A 19,848-nucleotide genomic window follows, 5' to 3' on the forward strand; every position below is an offset into this window, starting at 1 on the left:
GCGAAGCGTCCAGTATCCTGGCCCTTCGGTCGCGCTATGTCCGCGATCCTCTGCTGCCCTCGTCCGGCAGCCCTCCTCTACGACGCAGAACGATCCGAAAGCAGGAAGAACCCTGAGCACGCGCCTCGACCACCGCAACCCCCTCGTGTTCGACACACACGAGCTGGGGCGGCGTCCTGGTGCCCTCCAGCGGATCTCGCGTTCGATCGAGGCCCCCCGGGACCTGGGCGTCGAAGGAGTCATCGGAGTGCCCGAGGGCGCTCCGGTGGACATTGATCTCCGTCTTGAGTCGGTCATGGAAGGGGTGCTTGTCACAGGCACCGCCCGTGCATCGGCCGAGGGGGAGTGCGTAAGGTGTCTGGAGCCCGTCGAGCTTGATCTCGACGTGGACTTCCAGGAGATGTTCTCGTACCCCGACTCCGACGACCGGGGCCGCTCCAAGGCGGCCGCGGACGACGAAGCCGAGGCAGACGAGGACATGATCCCCCTCGAGGACGGCATGTTCGACCTCGAACCCGTGCTGCGTGATGCGGTGGTGCTCGCACTGCCGATGCAGCCGGTGTGCCGGGAGGACTGTGCGGGTCTGTGTTCCGAATGCGGGACCAACCTGAACGAGAACCCGGACCACCACCATGACGCCGTCGACATTCGTTGGGCGGCACTGCAGGGACTCGCCGGTTCGCTGGGAACCGATGAGAAGGACAACATGAGCGGCAAAGCCTCTGACGGGGACGTCCGAAGCGCCGCCGAGAAGCAGGAGAAGTAGCCGTGGCTGTTCCGAAGCGGAAGATGTCGCGCAGCAACACGCGCCACCGCCGGTCGCAGTGGAAGGCTGCGGTCCCCACCCTGGTTTCGTGTGAGCGTTGCCAGGAGCCGAAGCTGCAGCACATCGCGTGCCCGAGCTGCGGCACCTACAACAAGCGCCAGGTCCTCTCGGTCTGAGTGGCTGGTGAGAGGCACGATGTCTGAGAGCATCAGCGCAGCCTCGTCCCACACGCTTCTGGAAGGGCGGCTCGGGTATCAGCTCGAGTCCGCCCTTCTGGTGCGTGCGCTGACCCACCGCTCGTACGCGTACGAGAACGGCGGTCTGCCCACCAACGAGCGTCTGGAGTTCCTCGGGGACTCCGTGCTCGGCCTGGTGGTCACGGACACGCTGTACCGCACCCACCCCGACCTGCCGGAAGGCCAGCTGGCCAAACTGCGGGCCGCGGTGGTCAACTCGCGCGCACTGGCGGAGGTCGGCCGCGGCCTCGAACTCGGCTCCTTCATCCGGCTCGGCCGGGGCGAAGAGGGCACGGGCGGCCGGGACAAGGCGTCCATCCTCGCCGACACCCTTGAAGCGGTGATCGGCGCGGTCTATCTCGACCAGGGCCTCGACGCGGCGTCCGAGCTGGTGCACCGGCTCTTCGACCCGCTGATCGAGAAGTCCTCGAACCTCGGTGCCGGACTGGACTGGAAGACCAGTCTCCAGGAGCTCACCGCGGCCGAGGGTCTGGGTGTCCCGGAATACCTCGTCTCCGAAGAGGGTCCGGACCACGAGAAGACCTTTACTGCTGCCGCCCGCGTCGGTGGTGTCTCGTACGGCACCGGCACCGGCCGCAGCAAGAAGGAAGCGGAACAGCAGGCGGCGGAATCCGCGTGGCGCGCGATCCGCGCGGCCGCGGACGAGCGCGCGGCGGCGGCGAAGGCCGAGGCCGACGCCGGCACCACCGCCGAGCAGGACCGGAAGGACGGGGCCACCCCGGCCACCGCCTGACCACGATCCCGTGCAGCTCCCGCGTTCCTTCGACGGAGTCCTTCCCGCCCGCCCCTGCCAGGGGCGGGCGGAGCCGTTTCCGGGGAAGCCTCGGGCGGTAGGCTGGCTGACCACCACCCCGTACCCCCTTCGGAGGAGTCCCGTGCCCGAGCTGCCCGAGGTCGAGGTCGTACGGCGCGGTCTGGAGCGCTGGGTCGCCGGACGGACCGTGACCGAGGTCGAGGTGCTGCACCCGAGGGCCGTACGACGCCACCCGGCGGGCGGCGAGGACTTCGCGGCCCGGCTGAAGGGGCAGCGCTTCGAGGTGGCCAGGCGCCGCGGCAAGTACCTCTGGCTGCCGCTCGCCGACTCCGGCACCGCCGTCCTCGGACACCTCGGCATGAGCGGGCAGCTGCTCGTCCAGCCGGGGGACGCCCCGGACGAGAAGCACCTGCGCATCCGGGTCCGCTTCGACGATGCGGCCGGCACCGAGCTCCGCTTCGTCGACCAGCGGACCTTCGGCGGCCTCTCGCTCCACGACCAGACCCCGGACGGGCTTCCGGACGTCATCGCGCACATCGCCCGCGACCCGCTGGACCCGGCGTTCGACGACGCCGCCTTCCAGAGCGCGCTGCGGCTGCGTCGTACCACCGTCAAGCGGGCACTGCTCGACCAGTCGCTGATCAGCGGCGTCGGGAACATCTACGCGGACGAGGCGCTCTGGCGGTCGAAGCTGCACTACGACCGGCCGACCGCCACCCTGACCCGGCCGCGCTCGGCCGAACTCCTCGGGCACGTCAGGGACGTGATGAACGCGGCGCTCGACGCCGGCGGCACCAGCTTCGACAGCCTGTACGTGAACGTCAACGGTGAGTCCGGCTACTTCGACCGCTCGCTCGACGCGTACGGACGCGAGGACGAGCCCTGTCGCCGCTGCGGTACGCCGATGCGGCGGCGGGCGTGGATGAACCGGTCCAGCTACTTCTGCCCGCGCTGCCAGCGCCCGCCGCGCGCGACCGCCTGAACCGTCAGGCGGTGACGGTCTCGGCGCGCTCCGCGTCGTAACTCTCGCGGGCGGTGATGACCTGGTCCATCCGCCCCTCCACCAGCTCGATCAGACCGATCAGCCGCTCCGCGATCTCGCGGCCGAGCGGGGTGAGCCGGTAGTCGACCCGCGGCGGGTTCGTGGGCTGCGCCTCGCGGTGGACGAGGCCGTCGCGCTCCAGGGCGTGCAGGGTCTGCGACAGCATCTTCTCGCTCACGCCGTCGACCCGGCGCCTCAGCTCGTTGAAGCGGAACGTCCCTTCGTGCAGGGCGCCCAGGGTCAGGCTGCCCCAGCGGCCCGTCACGTGCTCCAGCGTGCCGCGCGAGGGACAGGCGCGCGCGAACACGTCGTAGGCGAGGTCGTCAGTCATGCCCCCACCGTACTCCCGCACAGCGCTTACCGCCATGAGTGCGCCAGCTCACAGGTTGCGCTATCCAAAAGTTAGTGCTCTACTTCTGGTCATCACCCCGCACACCTCTTCGAGGAGCCCTCTGTGACCACCCCCGTCGTCTCCATCGCCTACCACTCCGGCTACGGCCACACCGCGGTCCTGGCCGAGGCCGTCCGTGACGGCGCCGCCGACGCGGGCGCCACCGTCCACCTGATCAAGGTCGACGGGATCACCGACGCCGAGTGGGAGCTGCTCGACGCCTCCGACGCGATCGTCTTCGGCTCCCCGACCTACATGGGCACCGCCTCCGGCGCCTTCCACCAGTTCGCCGAGGCCACCTCGAAGCGCTGGTTCACCGACGCCTGGCTGGACAAGCTCGCCGCGGGCTTCACCAACTCCGGCTCCAAGAGCGGCGACAAGCTGCACACCCTGCAGTTCTTCCAGACCCTCGCCGGCCAGCACGGCATGACCTGGGTCAACCTCGGCCTGAAGCCCGGCTGGAACAGCAGCGAGGCCTCCGAGAACGACCTCAACCGCCTCGGCTTCTTCTCCGGCGCCGGCGCCCAGACCCACACCGACCTCGGCCCCGAGGGCGTCCACAAGGCCGACGTCGCCACCGCCGAACACCTCGGCCGCCGCGTCGCGCAGACCGCCCGCACCTTCGCGACCGGCAAGGCCGCCGCCTGACGCCCCTGGCGTCCTCACACACGAGAGGGCCCCGTCACCACGAAGGTGACGGGGCCCTCTCGTTCTCGCCCGTCTCAGTAGCCGAAGTCCTGTGTCCACCAGGGGCCGCCGTCGCCGAAGGCGACACCGACGCCCAGAGTGGTGAAGTCGCAGTTCAGGATGTTGGCGCGGTGGCCGTCGCTGTTCATCCAGGACGCCATCACCGCCGCCGCGTCCACCTGGCCGCGCGCGATGTTCTCGCCGCCCATGCCCGAGATGCCCGCCTGCTGCGCGCGGACCCACGGGGTGTCGCCGTCCGGGTCCGTGTGGTCGAAGAAGCCGCGGGTCGCCATGTCCGCGCTGAACGCGCCGGCCAGCGAGGCGAGCTGTGCGTCAGCGCGGACCGGGGTGCAGCCCACCTTGGCGCGCTCGGTGTTGACCAGGCGCAGGACCTCGGCCTCGGCGGCCGCGCCCCGGTCGGCGGTGGAGGTGACCGTGGTCCGGGTCGGCGCCGCCGTGGTCGGGGCCGGCTTCGGCGCGGGCGCCTGCGTCGTGGGCGCGGCCGAGGTCCTGGTCGGCACGGGCTTCGGAGCGGCCGTCCGCGTCTTCGTCGGGGTCGGCTTCGGGGTGACCTTCGGGCTCGGCTTCGCCGAGGGCTTCGTGGACGGCTTCGCGGACGGCTTCGCGGACGGGGAGGCGGCGGTGGTCCTGCCCGTGCCCGCGTTCTTGCTCGTACCGCCCGACTCGCCGGTCGGAGTCTGCGTGGACCCGCCCTGCGTCGTCAGCTCCGGGGCCTGCCGGGACTGGACCTGGCGCTCGCTCGTACCGGCGCTGCCGACGGTGAAGGTGTCCCCGCCGGGCAGCAGGCCCGAGGCGACGGCGACGGCGCCGACCGCGACCGCCGCGGAGGCGCCGAGGAGGCCGGTCCGCACGGGCCGGCGGCGGCGGGCACCCCGCTGAGGGTGGCCCGAACCGGCCGCGTAGTCTTCTGCGGCGGGTGCGGCGCCGGAGCGACGGTGGCGTCCCATCTGCTCTGCCTTCCTCTGCTGGTCTTCACTGGTCTTTGCCGGGCTTTGCTGATCTTTGCTGTCGGTACCGATGTCGGATCGACAGTCGAACGGCGGGCGCCCGAACGGGTGAGGCGTGTTCGGTCGGGACTGTACGCCATGTAAAGCAGGGGCGATGTGCTCATCTGGCAATCCGCCGGTTAGCGTGCAGCCATGAGTGACGACGTACGGATGACCGCCTGGGTGCGCGGCCGGGTACAGGGAGTGGGCTTCCGCTGGTTCACCAGGGCAAACGCTTTGGAGATCGGCGGCCTGGTGGGCTTCGCCCTGAACCTCGACGACGGCCGGGTACAGGTGGTGGCCGAGGGGCCGCGTGAGAATTGCCACCGTCTGCTCGGCTGGCTCCACTCCGACGACACACCCGGACGCGTGGACGGCGTCACCGAGATCTGGGACACCCCGCGCGGCGGCTACGACGGCTTCGCCATCCGCTGACGATCACGCTCCGACACCCCGTCCGGTGACCGAGAGCGGTACCGGGCGGACGGGCGGTAACAGGGGTGTGACCAGCGAACGGCCTGATGGTTGCCAAGTGACGCCGGGCGTGCAAGGCTGCCCGGTAAGAATGATCGCGACGCCCCCGAGGCACCGAGTTCGAAGGCCCCGCCGCCCGCTGAGCGGCCGTGGACTCCTCGGTAGCCCTTCAAACGGGGCGTGATCGTGTTGACCGTCAAACTTTTTGGTGAGACGCTGGAATCCCCGCGCACCTTAGCTGTTTGGCAGTGGAACCGGCACGACAAGCAGTACTGCCGAGCACCGCGGGTGCGAATCCCTCACGACCCACACCGCTTCGGTCGGTCACTCATTGTGGAGGACCATCCATCATGGCAAAGGCGCTTCTCGGTTACGTCGGCGGCTCCGACCCGCGACTCCTCGCCGAGATGCGACGGCTTCAGCAGCGCGTCCAGGACCTCGAATCCGAGCTGGTACGGATCCAGTCCGAGAACGACACGCTCGCCGCTGCCGCCGCTCAGCACCAGGGAGAGTCGCTGCTGAACAGCATCGACCTCGACGTACCCCAGGCAGAGCCTGCGCTCACCTGACAACCCAGCCCCCAGGGGCCAGGTGGAAAGCATTCTCGTCGGCGCAGCCGAACAACACAGCTGATCGTGCGGATCGACGCACGTGCACGACAGCTGGACACGCAAGGGGCGCTTCGGCGTCCCTTCACTCTTTCACCTGTTGTTTCCCCCGCGTCCCACCCCTCCTCATCCGAGGATCTGCCCCATGCCATAGCGGGCGAAACGCACGGGCCCCGGTAGAGTCCCCGGAGTGCACCTCAAGGCCCTGACACTCCGCGGATTCAAGTCGTTCGCCTCGGCCACCACGCTGCGGTTCGAGCCGGGAATCACCTGTGTCGTGGGACCCAACGGATCGGGCAAGTCCAATGTCGTGGACGCCCTCTCCTGGGTCATGGGCGAGCAGGGCGCCAAGTCGCTGCGCGGCGGCAAGATGGAGGACGTCATCTTCGCCGGCACGACCGGGCGCCCGCCGCTCGGCCGCGCCGAGGTCTCGCTGACCATCGACAACTCCGACGGCGCGCTGCCCATCGACTACGCCGAGGTCACCCTCACCCGGATCATGTTCCGCGGCGGCAGCAGCGAGTACCAGATCAACGGCGACACCTGCCGGCTGCTCGACTTCCAGGACCTGCTCTCCGACTCCGGCATCGGACGCGAGATGCACGTCATCGTCGGACAGGGACAGCTCGACTCCGTGCTGCACGCCGACCCGATGGGCCGCCGCGCCTTCATCGAGGAGGCCGCCGGCGTCCTCAAGCACCGCAAGCGCAAAGAGAAGGCGCTGCGGAAGCTGGACGCGATGCAGGCCAACCTCGCGCGCGTGCAGGACCTCACCGACGAACTCCGCCGCCAGCTCAAGCCGCTCGGCCGGCAGGCCGCCGTCGCCCGCCGCGCCGTCGTCATCCAGGCCGACCTGCGCGACGCCCGGCTCCGCCTCCTCGCCGACGACCTCGTCCACCTCAAGACGGCGCTCACGGCCGAGGTCGCCGACGAGGCGGCCCTGCTCGCCCGCAAGGAGACCACCGAGGCCGAGCTGCGCGCCGCCCTCGCCCGGGAGGCCGAGCTGGAGGCGGAGGCCCGCACCCTCGTGCCCCGCCTGGAGCGCGCGCAGCAGAACTGGTACGCCCTCTCCCAGCTCGCCGAACGCGTACGCGGCACCGTCTCCTTGGCCGACGCGCGCGTGAAGAGCGCCACCACCGCGCCCGCCGAGGAGCGGCGCGGCCGCGACCCGGAGGACCTGGAGCGGGAGGCCGCCCGGGTTCGCGCACAGGAGGCGGAGCTCGAAGCGGCCCTGGAGGCCGCCGAACGGGCCCTGGAGGACACCGTCGCCCACCGCGCCGACCTGGAGCGGACGCTCGCGGACGAGGAGCGCCGCCTGAAGGACCTGGCCCGCGCCATCGCGGACCGGCGCGAGGGCCTCGCCCGGCTGCACGGCCAGGTCAACGCGGCCCGCTCGCGCGCCGCCGCCGCCCAGGCCGAGATCGACCGCCTCGCCGCCACCCGCGACGAGGCGGCGGAGCGGGCGACGGCCGCCCAGGAGGAGTACGAGCAGCTCAAGGCCGAGGTCGACGGTCTCGACGCGGAGGACACCGAACACTGCGAGCGGTACGAGGCCGCCCGCCGCGAACTCGCCGACGCCGAGGCCGCGCTGAGCGCCGCACGCGAGGCCGCCGGCGCCGCCGAACGCCGCCGCGCCGCGACCCGGGCCCGGCACGACACCCTCGCCCTCGGGCTGCGCCGCAAGGACGGCACGGGCGCACTGCTCTCCGCGGGGCTCAGCGGACTCCTCGGCCCGGCGGCCGAACTCCTCACCGTCACCCCGGGGTACGAGATCCCCGTCGCCGCCGCCCTCGGCGCGGCCGCCGACGCGGTCGCCGCCGACGGACCCTCCGCCGCCGCCGAAGCCCTGCGCCTGCTGCGGAAGCAGGACGCGGGCCGGGCCACCCTGGTCCTGAGCGGAGCCCCGGAACCGGACCCGCTGCCCGTCGCCGAGGGATACCGGTACGCCGCCGACCTGGTCCGGGGGCCCCGCGAACTCCTCGGCGCCGTCCGCCGGTTGCTCGCCGGAATCGTGGTCGTCGAGGACCTCGACGAGGCCACCGAGCTGATCAGGACCCGGCCCGCGCTGACCGCCGTCACCACCGAGGGGGACCTGCTCGGGGCGCACTTCGCGCAGGGCGGCTCCGCCGGGGCGCCCAGCCTCCTCGAAGTACAGGCCTCGGTCGCCGAGGCCGCCGCCGAGCTCGACGAACTGGGCGTGCGGTGCGAGGAGTCGGCGGCCGCACTGCAGGAGGCCGACGAGCGGCGCCGTACCGCCGGCGCGCTCGTCGAGGAGCTCGACACCCGCCGCCGCGCCGGCGAGCGCGAGAGGTCCGCCGTCGCCCAGCGTCTCGGACGGCTCGCCGGGCAGGCCAGGGGAGCGGCGGGGGAGGCCGAGCGGACCGCCGCGGCCGCCGCCCGCGCCCAGGAGGCCCTGGAGAAGGCGACCGCTGAAGCCGAGGAGCTGGCCGAACGGCTCCTCGTGGCCGAGGAGATGCCGGCCGAGGACGAGCCCGACACCTCCACGCGCGACCGGCTCGCGGCCGACGGGTCCCACGCGCGCCAGACCGAGATGGAGGCGCGGCTCCAGGTCCGTACCCACGAGGAGCGGGTCAAGGGACTCGCCGGACGGGCCGACTCGCTCGACCGGGCCGCCCGCGCCGAACGGGAGGCACGCGCGCGTGCCGAGCAGCGCCGGGCCCGGCTGCGCCACGAGGAGCGGGTCGCCGGCGCGGTCGCCGCCGGTGCCCGCGCGCTCCTGGCCCATGTCGAGGTCTCGCTGGTCCGCGCCGAGCGGGAGCGGGCGGCGGCCGAGGCGGCGCGCGCCGACCGGGAGCAGGGCCTGACGGTCGCCCGCGTCCGGGGCCGGGACCTCAAGGCCGAGCTCGACAAGCTGACCGACTCCGTGCACCGGGGCGAGGTTCTCGGCGCCGAGAAGCGGCTGCGGATCGAGCAGCTGGAGGCGAAGGCCCTGGAGGAGTTCGGCGTGGAGGCGACCGCCCTGGTCGCCGAGTACGGCCCCGACCAGCCCGTGCCCCCGTCGCCGGCCGCGGAGGGGGAGACACGGGACGAGGACGCGCGGGACGAGCCGCGCCCGTTCGTCCGTTCGGAGCAGGAGAAGCGGCTGAAGGCCGCCGAACGGGCGTACCACCAGCTCGGCAAGGTCAACCCGCTGGCCCTGGAGGAGTTCGCGGCCCTGGAGGAGCGGCACCAGTTTCTCTCGGAGCAGCTGGAGGACCTGAGGAAGACCCGTACCGACCTGCTTCAGGTCGTGAAGGAGGTCGACCTGCGCGTCGAGCAGGTCTTCACCGAGGCCTACCGGGACACCGCCCGCGAGTTCGAGGGCGTCTTCTCGCGGCTCTTCCCGGGCGGCGAGGGCCGGCTGATCCTCACCGATCCGGACAACATGCTCACCACCGGCGTCGAGGTGGAGGCCCGCCCGCCGGGCAAGAAGGTCAAGCGGCTCTCGCTGCTCTCCGGCGGCGAGCGCTCGCTCACCGCCGTGGCGCTCCTCGTCTCGATCTTCAAGGCCAGGCCCAGCCCGTTCTACGTGATGGACGAGGTCGAGGCGGCGCTCGACGACACCAACCTCCAGCGGCTGATCAGGATCATGCGGGAGCTCCAGGAGTCCTCCCAGCTCATCGTGATCACGCACCAGAAGCGGACGATGGAGGTCGCGGACGCGCTGTACGGCGTGTCCATGCAGGGCGACGGCGTCTCGAAGGTGATCAGCCAGCGGCTGCGTTGACGGGCGAACGTTCAAGTTCTGAACTCAAGGACCCATCGCTGTGCTCATAAAGTCACACGACATCGCCTCTTGACTTCGAAACTTGAAGGCATAGTCTCTGCAACGTTGCTTTTACCTTCACGTGGTGAGCGGCGTGAAGTTGTGCGCCACTGGAAGGGCTTGCCCCCCACCGAGGAGTCCATGTGACCAGCACCGCGCAGGCGCCCACGCCGCCGCCTTCCGAAGGCCGAGCCGCCCACCCGGACCACCTCGGCCACGTCATCTTCATCACGGCCTCCGCCGCGATGGGCGGTTTCCTCTTCGGCTACGACAGCTCCGTGATCAACGGCGCCGTCGAGGCGATCCGCGACCGCTACGACATCGGCTCCGGCACCCTCGCGCAGGTCATCGCCATCGCCCTGATCGGCTGCGCCATCGGCGCCGCCACCGCCGGCCGGATCGCCGACCGCATCGGCCGCATCCGCTGCATGCAGATCTCCGCGGTGCTCTTCGCCGTCAGCGCCGTCGGCTCCGCGCTGCCCTTCGCCCTCTGGGACCTCGCCCTCTGGCGGATCATCGGCGGCTTCGCCATCGGCATGGCCTCCGTCATCGGCCCCGCCTACATCGCCGAGGTCGCCCCCGCCGCCTACCGCGGCCGGCTCGGCTCCTTCCAGCAGGCCGCGATCGTCATCGGCATCGCCATCTCCCAGCTGGTCAACTACGGCATCCTCCAGCTCGCCGACGGCGACCAGCGCGGCGAGATCGGCGGCATCGAGGCCTGGCAGTGGATGCTCGGCGTGATGGTCGTCCCCGCCCTCCTCTACGGCATGCTGTCCTTCGCGATCCCCGAGTCCCCCCGCTTCCTCATCTCCGTCGGGAAGGTCGACCGGGCCAAGGAGGTCCTCGCCGAGGTCGAGGGCCATGGCGTCGACCTCGACCACCGCGTCGCCGAGATCGACCGGGCCATGCGCAGCGAGCACAAGTCCACGTTCAAGGACCTGATGGTCGCGGGCGGCCGCTTCAAGCTCCTGCCCATCGTCTGGGTCGGCATCGGACTCTCGGTCTTCCAGCAGCTCGTCGGCATCAACGTCGCCTTCTACTACTCCTCGACGCTCTGGCAGTCCGTCGGCGTCGACCCGTCGAGCTCGTTCTTCTACTCGTTCACCACGTCGATCATCAACATCATCGGCACCGTGATCGCGATGGTCCTGGTCGACCGGGTCGGCCGCAAGCCGCTCGCCCTCGTCGGCTCGGTCGGCATGGCGATCGCCCTCGCCTTCGAGGCCTGGGCCTTCTCCGCGGACCTCGTCGACGGCAAGCTGCCCGAGACGCAGGGCGTCGTGGCGCTCGTCGCCGCCCACGTCTTCGTGCTCTTCTTCGCCCTCTCGTGGGGCGTGGTGGTCTGGGTCTTCCTCGGCGAGATGTTCCCCAACCGGATCCGCGCCGCGGCCCTCGGCGTCGCCGCCTCCGCCCAGTGGATCGCCAACTGGGCCATCACCGCGAGCTTCCCGTCCCTCGCGGACTGGAACCTCTCCGGCACCTACATCATCTACACGGTCTTCGCCGTGCTCTCGATCCCCTTCGTGCTGCGGTACGTCAAGGAGACGAAGGGCAAGGCGTTGGAGGAGATGGGCTAAACCCCGCTGCCCCTCTCCTCACGACGACTGCCCCGGCCGAGGCCTCACGCCCCGAGCCGGGGCAGTACGTCGTCTCAGGCCGCGAGCCGGGGCAGTACGTCGTCTCAGGCCGCGATCCGGGGCAGTACGCCGTCGCAGAACAGCCGCAGGCTCCGCCATCCCTCCTCGACCGGCATCCCGCCGCACAGCGGATGCAGCACGAGGCTCTCCAGGCCGAGCGCCAGGCACTCCTCCGGGGTGACGATCCGGTAGACCCCCTCCGCCCGCAGCTCCGCGACCGTCGTCGCCGCCGACCGCACCGCCGAGCGGATGTCCTTCGACTGCCAGGAGGCGTACGTCCGCGCCTCGTGCAGGAAGTGCTCCCCGTACTCCGCCCAGGCCCGGTCCGGGTCCTCCGACAGGTGCAGCAGCGGGGTCACCTCGGCCGGCATCATCGTCCAGCCCTCCGTGCCGTACTCCGCGCACCGCTCCCGGTAGTACGTCTCGAGCTCCGGCAGGTGCGCGCTCGGGAAGAACGGCAGCCCGAGCCGGGCCGCCCGCCGCGCCGCCGCCCGCGACGAGCCCCCGACCAGGAGCATCGGATGCGGCCGGGTGAACGGCCGCGGGGTGACCCGTACCGTACGGCCCTGATACGTGAACGGCTCCCCGGTCCAGGCCGTGAGCAGGGTCTCCAGGAGCAGGTCCTGGAGCTTGCCGCGCCGCCCCCAGTCGACCCCGCGCTCCTCGTACTCCTCCGGCCGGTAGCCGATCCCCGCCACCGTCACGAGCCGGCCGCCGCTCAGCAGGTCCAGGACCGCGATGTCCTCGGCGAGGCGCAACGGGTCGTGCAGCGGGCCGATGATCGCCGAGACCGTGACCGCGATCCTGCGCGTCGCGCCGAAGACCGCGCCCGCGAAGGCGAAGGGGGAGGGCAGCCAGTTGTTCTCGACCCCGTGGTGCTCCTCGGTCTGCACCGTGTCGACCCCGTGCTCGTCCGCGTACGAGGTCATGGCGAGCGCGGCCCGGTAGCGCTCCGAGAGCGAGTCCGGGGTCGCGCGGGGATCGACGAGGTTGAACCGTACGACGCTGAACGGCATGGGAAGTCCCCCTTCGCTGGTGCGCGGAAGGGGGACAGTAGCTGACGGAGCGTCAGATGGAAACGGTCTCGCGGACCTCGGCGGCCGGCACCGGCGCCGGCTGCGCGGTGCGCGGCAGCACCGCGTACAGCACGCCCGCGACCACGATCGTCGCCGCCCAGCCGAGACCGTTCTCGCCGATCCACGACGAGGCGAGCGGACCGGAGAACCAGTCGACCTTCGTGAACAGCAGTCCCGCGAGCAGCGCCACGGCCCACGCCGTCATCGCCTGCCAGGCGAAACCGCCCCGGTACCAGTAGGCACTGGTCCTGGTCGTGTCCATCAGCGCCACCGCGTCGTACGACCTCCGGCGCAGCATGTCCACGCCGAAGACCCCGATCCAGGCCGAGAACGCCACCGCGAGCAGGGTCAGGAAGGAGATGAACGAGCCGATGAAGCTGGTCGCCACGACCATCAGGAGGAATCCGAAGACCAGGCTGATCACGGCGTTCACGCTCACCGCCGCGGCCCGCGGCACCTTGATGCCCAGGGTCTGCGCCGTGAACCCGGCCGAGTACATCGACATCGAGTTGATCAGCACCATCCCGAGCAGCGCGATCACCAGGTACGGCACGGAGATCCACATCGGCAGCAGCTCACCGATGAAGGAGACCGGGTCCTGCGCCGAGGCCAGGTCCGGCGTCGACACCGCCATCACCGCGCCCATCAGCACCATCGGGAGCACCACGATCCCGGCGCCGCCGATCGTCGAGCCGACCATCGCCCGCGAGGAGGCCGTGCGGGGCAGGTAGCGCGTGAAGTCGGGCCCCGAGGGCACCCAGCTGATGCCGCCGGCCGCGATCGTGCCGATGCCCGCGACCATCATCGCCGTCGAGCCGGCCGGCTTGTCGAAGACCGCCGACCAGTCGGTGTTCGCCACCAGATGGACCAGGACGAGCACGGAGAAGGCGCCGAAGACGTACGTCGACCACTTGCTGCACACCCGCAGCGCGTTGATGCCGAGGCCCGAGACCAGGAACGTGCAGGTCACGAAGAGCAGCAGCGTCACCACGATGAGGAGCGTGTTCGACTTCACGCCGAAGAGCAGGTCGAGGACGGTCAGTACCGCGTACGCCCCGGTGACCGCGTTGATGGTCTCCCAGCCCCAGCGGGCCACCCAGATCAACGCACCGGGAAAAAGGTTTCCGCGCTGACCGAACACCGCCCGCGACAGCGCCATCCCCGGCGCCCCGCCGCGCTTCCCCGCGATCGAGATCAGGCCGACGATCCCGTACGACAGCACCGGCGCGGCGATCGCCACGGTCAGGACCTGCCAGAAGTTCAGGCCGTTGAAGACGATCAGACCGGCGCCCATCGTGAGCAGCAGCACACTGATGTTCGCCGCGACCCAGGTCGGGAAGAGCTCGCGGACCCGCCCGGTCCGCTCGGCGTCGGGGACGGGTTCGAGACCGCGGGTCTCCATGGCACCGTCGTGCGTCGCGCCTGCGGCTTCGGAGGCGTGGGGCATAGGGGTACTCCGTTGTACAGATGTGGGGGAACCACCCACTGTACGTGCTCCGCCGTCAGCCCCCTCGTGGCCGATACTGGACGAGTTATGGACACACTCATCCTTGCTGTAGTCATCGCTCTGGTCGTCGCGGTCGCCGTGACAAGCGGGCTCGTGATCAGCGGTCGCAAGAAGAAGCTGCCGCCGGCCGAGCCGCCGTCCACCACGCCGACCATCACCGCTCCGCCCGCGGAACCGCACGTCGGCGACGAGGCGGAGACGCCGCGGGAAGAACCACGCCGCACGGTCGAGGAGGTCGAACTCCCGGCGGAGGAGGCCGTCGAGACGCCGGCCGCCGTCGAGGACCCCGTCGTCGTCGAGCCCGCCGCCCCCGAGATCGAGATCCCGGAGCCCACCGCCGGCCGTCTCGTGCGGCTCCGCGCCCGCCTCGCCCGCTCCCAGAACTCGCTCGGCAAGGGGCTGCTCACGCTCCTGTCCCGCGAGCACCTCGACGAGGACACCTGGGAGGAGATCGAGGAGACCCTCCTCACCGCCGACGTCGGCGTCGCCCCCACCCAGGAGCTCGTCGACCGGCTGCGCGAGCGCGTCAAGGTGCTCGGCACCCGCACCCCCGACGAGCTGCGCGGCCTGCTCCGCGAGGAGCTCGTCGCCCTCCTCGGCGACTTCGACCGCACGGTGAAGACCGAGAGCCCCGCGGACGTCCCCGGCATCGTCATGGTCGTCGGCGTCAACGGCACCGGCAAGACCACCACCACCGGCAAGCTGGCCCGTGTCCTGGTCGCCGACGGCAAGTCCGTCGTCCTCGGCGCCGCCGACACCTTCCGCGCCGCCGCCGCCGACCAGCTCCAGACCTGGGGCGAGCGCGTCGGCGCCCGGACCGTGCGCGGCCCGGAGGGCGGCGACCCGGCGTCGATCGCCTTCGACGCGGTCAAGGAGGGCATCGCCGAGAACGCCGACGTCGTCCTCATCGACACCGCCGGCCGCCTCCACACCAAGACCGGCCTCATGGACGAGCTCGGCAAGGTCAAGCGCGTCGTCGAGAAGCACGGCCCGCTCGACGAGATCCTCCTCGTCCTCGACGCCACCACCGGCCAGAACGGCCTGATCCAGGCCCGCGTCTTCGCCGAGGTCGTCGACATCACCGGCATCGTGCTGACCAAGCTCGACGGCACCGCCAAGGGCGGCATCGTCGTCGCCGTCCAGCGCGAGCTGGGCGTCCCGGTCAAGCTGGTCGGCCTGGGCGAGGGCCCGGACGACCTGGCGCCCTTCGAGCCGGGCGCCTTCGTCGACGCCCTGATCGGCGACTGACCCGCGGTCCACGCGCACGCGTGAGGGCCCCCGCCCACTCGTGGCGGGGGCCCTCACGCGTGTCTAGAAGTGCGTCCGGTGGCAGATGTACGCCAGGGTGCCGAGCAGCAGCCGGGCCTGCGGCGGCGCGCCCGCCGTGTCCAGCGTCGGGGGCCGCAGCCAGCGCACCGGTCCGAGCCCGCCCAGGTCCGACGGGGGAGCGGTGACGTAGGAGCCGGGCCCCAGACCGTGCAGGTCCAGATCGGCGTCGTCCCAGCCCATCCGGTACAGCAGCTGCGGCAGCTCGGCCGCCGCGCCCGGGGCCACGAAGAACCGCGCCCGGCCGGTCGGGGTCGCGCACACCGGGCCCAGCGGCAGGCCCATGCGCTCCAGGCGCACCAGCGCCCGCCGGCCCGCGGCCTCGGCGACCTCGATCACGTCGAAGGCCCGGCCCACCGGCAGGAGCAGCGCGGCGCCCGGGTACTCGGACCACGCCTTGGTGGCGTCGTCGAGGCCGGCGCCCGCCGGGACCGGTTCCGCGAAGGAGAGGGGGTGGGCGCCGGGGGCGGTGCACGCCGGATCCCCGCAGGAGCACTGGCCGGAGACGGCCCGCGCGCCGGGGACGACGTCCCAGCCCCACAGTCCCGTGTACTCGGCCACCGCAGTGCACTCCGTGGTGCGTACGCGGCGGCGTGCGCCGGACCGCATCTCACGAATGCCGCCGATCGTGAAACCCATGCCCCCTCCAACGGGTCGAGCGCGCCGGTGGTTACGACCCGGAGCACCGTCGTCACCCTTCGTCACGCTCCGTCGCCCGGTGTGGTGCGCGGTCGTGCGAGGGGTGGTGCGGACCGAGGCGCGCGCCTCTCCGCGCTTCCGTCCGCCGACTCCGGTTCGTCGCATGTCAAGTGAATCGCGTTCCGCGCGGGGCGAGTTCATTCGAAGGGGTGGCGAATGGTGGCGTTTCTTGAATCGCCCTCGTGGAGGGGTGATCGTAGGATTACTTTCGGTACTCGAAGCCCGGGACCGCATGCGCGCATGGGTATGCCGGAGGCAACCCGGTTTCCAGTTCGAAGGAGTGCGAACGTCGGACGGGTGCCGTGAGAGACGGCATTCTGATAGGGGTTCGGACGACAGATACATCAGGTGGATGGGGGCGTTCCAGTGAGCGGCAACGGCGCAGACGGTACGACTGCCGGCAAGCGCCCGAACGAGCAGCTGGGCTCGTGGTTCGTGCGCAGCGGCTGGTCGAAGGGCGAACTGGCACGCCAAGTGAACCGCAGGGCACGCCAGATGGGCGCGCACCACATCTCCACGGACACCTCGCGCGTACGCCGCTGGCTCGACGGCGAGCAGCCCCGCGAGCCCATCCCGCGGATCCTCTCCGAGCTGTTCTCCGAGCGCTTCGGCTCCGTCGTCGCCATCGAGGACCTCGGACTGCGCACCGCCCACCAGTCGCCCTCCGTCTCCGGCGTCGACCTTCCCTGGGCCGGACCGCAGACCGTCGCCCTGCTCAGCGAGTTCTCCCGCAGCGACCTCATGCTCGCCCGCCGGGGCTTCCTCGGCTCCTCCCTCCAGCTCGCCGCGGGACCCGCCCTCATCGAACCGATGCAGCGCTGGCTCGTCCCCACCCCGACGGGCGAGACCGAGCGCCCCGAGCCCCTCGTCGACGCCCGCCGCCCCAACCGGCTCTCCGAGATCGAGCTCGACCTCCTGGAGTCCACCACCGCCATGTTCCGCAAGTGGGACGCCCAGTGCGGCGGCGGACTGCGCCGCAAGGCCGTCGTCGGCCAGCTCCACGAGGTCACCGACCTCCTCCAGGAGTCCCAGCCCGCCGCCACCGCCAAGCGCCTCTTCACCTGCGCCGCCGAACTCGCCGAACTCGCCGGCTGGATGAGCTACGACGTGGGCCTCCAGCCCACCGCCCAGAAGTACTTCGTGCTCGCCCTGCACGCCGCCAAGGAGGCCGGCGACAAGCCCCTCGGCTCGTACATCCTGTCCTCCATGAGCCGCCAGATGATCCACCTCGGCCGGCCCGACGACGCCCTCGAACTCATCCACCTCGCCCAGTACGGCAGCCGGGACTGCGCCACCGCCCGCACCCAGGCCATGCTGTATGCGATGGAGGCCCGCGCCTACGCCAACATGGGCCAGCCCTCCAAGTGCAAGCGGGCCGTCCGGATGGCCGAGGACACCTTCGCCGACGTCGGCCTCGACGGCGAGCCCGAGCCCGACTGGATCGGCTTCTTCTCCGAGGCCGAGCTCAACGGCGAGAACTCCCACTCCTACCGCGACCTCGCCTACGTCGCCGGCCGCTCCCCGACCTACGCCTCGCTCGCCGAGCCCGTCATGGAGCGGGCCGTCGAGCTCTTCGAGAAGGACCCCGACCACCAGCGGTCGTACGCCCTCAACCTGATCGGCATGGCCACCGTCCACCTCCTCAAGCGCGAGCCCGAGCAGTCCGTCGTCCTCGCCGAGAAGGCCCTCGGGGTCGCCCGCAGCATCCGCTCCGAGCGGGTCAACACCCGGCTCCGCAAGACCGTCGACCACGCCGCACGCAACTACAGCGACGTCGCCGAGGTCGTCCAGCTCACCGACCGGCTCACCCAGCTCCTGCCCGAGGCCGCCGAAGCGGTCTGACCCGCCCGGCACCGGCGAGCCCCCAGAACCCCGGCCGCGCCGCCCGTCCCGTACTGCCCGACTCGGCTCCCCCGCCGCAAGGTCACACGGACAGGCGACGCGGCCGGGCTTTTTGTGCACCCGAGGCGTTACCTGGCCGTGACCCGTCCGTTCACGGCCACGTAACACACCCCACCCCTTCGTCACTGCGCCGAAACATCGAGCGGCATCGGCGGAAACCGCGCTGCGCGAATCTCTGGCGCATAACCGGCCACCCCCTCACGGCCGACCGCTCCCCGGCCCCGCCCCGCACAGGCCGCATTGACGACGAGGAGACGCCGATGGCACCAGCCATCACGACCCTGGCAGCAGACGCCCCCGAGCTGTCCGCCGCCAACACCGGGTTCATGCTCATCTGCTCCGCCCTGGTCATGCTGATGACCCCGGCACTCGCCTTCTTCTACGGAGGCATGGTCCGCGTCAAGTCCACCCTCAACATGCTGATGATGAGCTTCATCAGCCTCGGGATCGTCACGATCCTCTGGGTGCTCTTCGGCTTCAGCCTCGCCTTCGGCGCCGACTCGGGCTCGCTCATCGGCTGGTCCTCCGACTACGTCGGCCTCAGCGGCATCGGCATCACCGAGCTCTGGGACGGCTACACCATCCCGGTGTACGTCTTCGCCGTCTTCCAGCTGATGTTCGCGATCATCACGCCCGCCCTCATCAGCGGCGCCCTCGCCGACCGCGTCAAGTTCACCGCCTGGGCCCTCTTCATCACCCTCTGGGTCACGGTCGTCTACTTCCCCGTCGCCCACTGGGTCTGGGGCGCGGGCGGCTGGCTCTTCGAGATGGGCGTCATCGACTTCGCCGGCGGCACGGCGGTCCACATCAACGCGGGCGCCGCCGCCCTCGGCGTCATCCTCGTCATCGGCAAGCGCGTCGGCTTCAAGAAGGACCCGATGCGCCCGCACAGCCTCCCCCTGGTCATGCTCGGCGCCGGCCTCCTCTGGTTCGGCTGGTTCGGCTTCAACGCCGGCTCCTGGCTCGGCAACGACGACGGCGTCGGCGCCGTGATGTTCGTCAACACCCAGGTCGCCACCGCCGCCGCCATGCTCGCCTGGCTCGCGTACGAGAAGGTCCGCCACGGCTCCTTCACCACCCTCGGCGCCGCCTCCGGCGCGGTCGCCGGCCTCGTCGCCATCACCCCGTCCGGCGGCGCCGTCAGCCCGCTCGGCGCGATCGCCGTCGGCGCCATCGCCGGCCTCCTCTGCGCCATGGCCGTCGGCCTCAAGTACAAGTTCGGCTACGACGACTCCCTCGACGTCGTCGGCGTCCACCTCGTCGGCGGTGTGCTCGGCTCCCTCCTCGTCGGCCTCTTCGCCACCGGCGGCGTCCAGTCCGACGCCAAGGGCCTCTTCTACGGCGGCGGCCTGGAGCAGCTCGGCAAGCAGGCCATCGGCGTCTTCGCGGTCCTCGCCTACTCTCTGATCACCTCCGCGATCCTCGCCCTGATCATCGACAAGACGATGGGGATGCGGGTCAGCGAGGACGACGAGGTCTCCGGCATCGACCAGGTCGAGCACGCCGAGACCGCGTACGACTTCAGCGGAGCCGGCGGCGGCATCACCGGACGCAGCACCGCCGCGGCGACGCCCGTCCTGAGCGAGAACAAGAAGGTGGACGCATGAAGCTCATCACCGCGGTCGTGAAGCCGCACCGACTGGACGAGATCAAGGAGGCCCTCCAGGCCTTCGGCGTCCACGGCCTCACCGTCACCGAGGCCAGCGGCTACGGCCGCCAGCGCGGCCACACCGAGGTCTACCGGGGCGCCGAGTACACCGTCGACCTGGTCCCCAAGATCCGCATCGAGGTCCTCGTCGAGGACGAGGACGCCGAACAGCTCATCGACGTCGTCGTCAAGGCCGCCCGGACCGGCAAGATCGGAGACGGCAAGGTGTGGAGCGTGCCGGTCGAGACCGCCGTACGGGTCCGCACCGGCGAGCGCGGTCCGGACGCACTGTAAGCACACG

Annotated in this window: 18 protein-coding genes; 13 read left to right on the forward strand and 5 right to left on the reverse strand. The window is 71.1% G+C overall.

The features are described 5' to 3' along the window. The first annotated feature begins 112 nt into the window (after positions 1-112). The 4 genes from ACN9M0_RS26490 (at position 113) to mutM (ending at position 2,759) form a co-directional block, all read left to right on the forward strand. Complete coding sequence (locus ACN9M0_RS26490; protein ID WP_366038759.1) at positions 113-766, forward strand: YceD family protein; 654 nt, start codon at positions 113-115, stop codon at positions 764-766. Between the two features lie 2 nt (positions 767-768). Then, positions 769-942, forward strand: a complete 174-nt coding sequence (rpmF, locus tag ACN9M0_RS26495) for a 50S ribosomal protein L32 (RefSeq protein ID WP_015036448.1) — start codon at positions 769-771, stop codon at positions 940-942. A gap of 19 nt (positions 943-961) precedes the next feature. Continuing rightward, positions 962-1,756 (forward strand): ribonuclease III, encoded by a 795-nt coding sequence (gene rnc / locus ACN9M0_RS26500; protein WP_366038754.1) that lies wholly within the window; start codon positions 962-964, stop codon positions 1,754-1,756. Positions 1,757-1,898: 142 nt separating this feature from the next. Next, entirely contained in the window at positions 1,899-2,759 is an 861-nt protein-coding gene (gene mutM, locus ACN9M0_RS26505) for a bifunctional DNA-formamidopyrimidine glycosylase/DNA-(apurinic or apyrimidinic site) lyase (RefSeq protein WP_366038752.1), read from the forward strand. 4 nt (positions 2,760-2,763) lie between these two features. Here mutM and ACN9M0_RS26510 read toward each other — a convergent pair whose 3' ends face one another. Further along, positions 2,764-3,150, reverse strand: coding sequence for a winged helix-turn-helix transcriptional regulator (locus ACN9M0_RS26510; protein ID WP_366038751.1), 387 nt, complete (start codon positions 3,148-3,150; stop codon positions 2,764-2,766). A gap of 123 nt (positions 3,151-3,273) precedes the next feature. Here ACN9M0_RS26510 and ACN9M0_RS26515 point away from each other — a divergent pair, with 123 nt between their 5' ends. Then, entirely contained in the window at positions 3,274-3,858 is a 585-nt protein-coding gene (locus tag ACN9M0_RS26515; protein ID WP_366038750.1) for a flavodoxin family protein, read from the forward strand. A gap of 74 nt (positions 3,859-3,932) precedes the next feature. Here the strand turns inward: ACN9M0_RS26515 and ACN9M0_RS26520 are convergent, their stop codons facing one another. Beyond that, positions 3,933-4,865 carry a CAP domain-containing protein gene (locus tag ACN9M0_RS26520; protein WP_366038749.1) on the reverse strand — a complete coding sequence of 311 codons (933 nt, stop codon included), beginning with the start codon at positions 4,863-4,865 and terminating at the stop codon, positions 3,933-3,935. A 192-nt stretch (positions 4,866-5,057) separates the two neighbouring features. On the opposite strand from ACN9M0_RS26520, the gene ACN9M0_RS26525 reads away from it, so the two are divergent. From ACN9M0_RS26525 to ACN9M0_RS26540, 4 genes are all read left to right on the forward strand, one after another. After that, entirely contained in the window at positions 5,058-5,339 is a 282-nt protein-coding gene (locus ACN9M0_RS26525; RefSeq protein WP_366038748.1) for an acylphosphatase, read from the forward strand. Positions 5,340-5,728: 389 nt separating this feature from the next. Continuing rightward, positions 5,729-5,947, forward strand: coding sequence for a hypothetical protein (locus ACN9M0_RS26530; protein ID WP_030690660.1), 219 nt, complete (start codon positions 5,729-5,731; stop codon positions 5,945-5,947). A gap of 229 nt (positions 5,948-6,176) precedes the next feature. Beyond that, positions 6,177-9,713 (forward strand): chromosome segregation protein SMC, encoded by a 3,537-nt coding sequence (gene smc / locus ACN9M0_RS26535; RefSeq protein ID WP_366038747.1) that lies wholly within the window; start codon positions 6,177-6,179, stop codon positions 9,711-9,713. A gap of 182 nt (positions 9,714-9,895) precedes the next feature. Continuing rightward, positions 9,896-11,329 carry a sugar porter family MFS transporter gene (locus tag ACN9M0_RS26540; RefSeq protein WP_366038746.1) on the forward strand — a complete coding sequence of 478 codons (1,434 nt, stop codon included), beginning with the start codon at positions 9,896-9,898 and terminating at the stop codon, positions 11,327-11,329. A gap of 104 nt (positions 11,330-11,433) precedes the next feature. Here ACN9M0_RS26540 and ACN9M0_RS26545 read toward each other — a convergent pair whose 3' ends face one another. Further along, the gene (locus tag ACN9M0_RS26545) at positions 11,434-12,405 is read right to left on the reverse strand and encodes an LLM class flavin-dependent oxidoreductase (protein ID WP_426404321.1); all 972 of its coding nucleotides are present in this window, start codon (positions 12,403-12,405) and stop codon (positions 11,434-11,436) included. Positions 12,406-12,457: 52 nt separating this feature from the next. Then, on the reverse strand, positions 12,458-13,912 hold the full coding sequence (locus ACN9M0_RS26550; RefSeq protein ID WP_426404322.1) for a cytosine permease: 1,455 nt from the start codon (positions 13,910-13,912) through the stop codon (positions 12,458-12,460). An 87-nt stretch (positions 13,913-13,999) separates the two neighbouring features. Between ACN9M0_RS26550 and ftsY the strand changes: the two genes are divergently transcribed. Further along, the gene (gene ftsY / locus ACN9M0_RS26555) at positions 14,000-15,220 is read left to right on the forward strand and encodes a signal recognition particle-docking protein FtsY (protein ID WP_366038742.1); all 1,221 of its coding nucleotides are present in this window, start codon (positions 14,000-14,002) and stop codon (positions 15,218-15,220) included. 63 nt (positions 15,221-15,283) lie between these two features. Here ftsY and ACN9M0_RS26560 read toward each other — a convergent pair whose 3' ends face one another. Next, positions 15,284-15,937, reverse strand: coding sequence for a bifunctional DNA primase/polymerase (locus ACN9M0_RS26560; protein ID WP_366038741.1), 654 nt, complete (start codon positions 15,935-15,937; stop codon positions 15,284-15,286). 426 nt (positions 15,938-16,363) lie between these two features. Between ACN9M0_RS26560 and ACN9M0_RS26565 the strand changes: the two genes are divergently transcribed. The 3 genes from ACN9M0_RS26565 (at position 16,364) to ACN9M0_RS26575 (ending at position 19,841) form a co-directional block, all read left to right on the forward strand. Continuing rightward, on the forward strand, positions 16,364-17,839 hold the full coding sequence (locus tag ACN9M0_RS26565; RefSeq protein WP_366038739.1) for a transcriptional repressor NsdA: 1,476 nt from the start codon (positions 16,364-16,366) through the stop codon (positions 17,837-17,839). A 320-nt stretch (positions 17,840-18,159) separates the two neighbouring features. Next, positions 18,160-19,506 carry an ammonium transporter gene (locus ACN9M0_RS26570; protein WP_366038737.1) on the forward strand — a complete coding sequence of 449 codons (1,347 nt, stop codon included), beginning with the start codon at positions 18,160-18,162 and terminating at the stop codon, positions 19,504-19,506. Continuing rightward, complete coding sequence (locus tag ACN9M0_RS26575) at positions 19,503-19,841, forward strand: P-II family nitrogen regulator (RefSeq protein WP_015036464.1); 339 nt, start codon at positions 19,503-19,505, stop codon at positions 19,839-19,841. The genes ACN9M0_RS26570 and ACN9M0_RS26575 overlap by 4 nt, the downstream gene beginning before the upstream one ends. The last annotated feature ends 7 nt before the right edge of the window (positions 19,842-19,848 follow it).

Origin of the sequence: Streptomyces sp. R-07 (assembly GCF_049913175.1) — a bacterium.
GTDB lineage: Bacteria > Actinomycetota > Actinomycetes > Streptomycetales > Streptomycetaceae > Streptomyces.

Excerpts from the sequence above, each read along its gene's own strand:
- rnc (WP_366038754.1), top strand. The coding sequence starts at position 962 with ATGTCTGAGAGCATCAGCGCAGCCTCGTCCCACACGCTTCTGGAAGGG.
- ACN9M0_RS26510 (WP_366038751.1), bottom strand. The coding sequence starts at position 3,150 with ATGACTGACGACCTCGCCTACGACGTGTTCGCGCGCGCCTGTCCCTCG.
- ACN9M0_RS26520 (WP_366038749.1), bottom strand. The coding sequence starts at position 4,865 with ATGGGACGCCACCGTCGCTCCGGCGCCGCACCCGCCGCAGAAGACTAC.
- ACN9M0_RS26525 (WP_366038748.1), top strand. The coding sequence starts at position 5,058 with ATGAGTGACGACGTACGGATGACCGCCTGGGTGCGCGGCCGGGTACAG.
- ACN9M0_RS26530 (WP_030690660.1), top strand. The coding sequence starts at position 5,729 with ATGGCAAAGGCGCTTCTCGGTTACGTCGGCGGCTCCGACCCGCGACTC.
- ACN9M0_RS26545 (WP_426404321.1), bottom strand. The coding sequence starts at position 12,405 with ATGCCGTTCAGCGTCGTACGGTTCAACCTCGTCGATCCCCGCGCGACC.
- ACN9M0_RS26550 (WP_426404322.1), bottom strand. The coding sequence starts at position 13,912 with ATGCCCCACGCCTCCGAAGCCGCAGGCGCGACGCACGACGGTGCCATG.
- ftsY (WP_366038742.1), top strand. The coding sequence starts at position 14,000 with ATGGACACACTCATCCTTGCTGTAGTCATCGCTCTGGTCGTCGCGGTC.
- ACN9M0_RS26560 (WP_366038741.1), bottom strand. The coding sequence starts at position 15,937 with ATGGGTTTCACGATCGGCGGCATTCGTGAGATGCGGTCCGGCGCACGC.
- ACN9M0_RS26570 (WP_366038737.1), top strand. The coding sequence starts at position 18,160 with ATGGCACCAGCCATCACGACCCTGGCAGCAGACGCCCCCGAGCTGTCC.
- ACN9M0_RS26575 (WP_015036464.1), top strand. The coding sequence starts at position 19,503 with ATGAAGCTCATCACCGCGGTCGTGAAGCCGCACCGACTGGACGAGATC.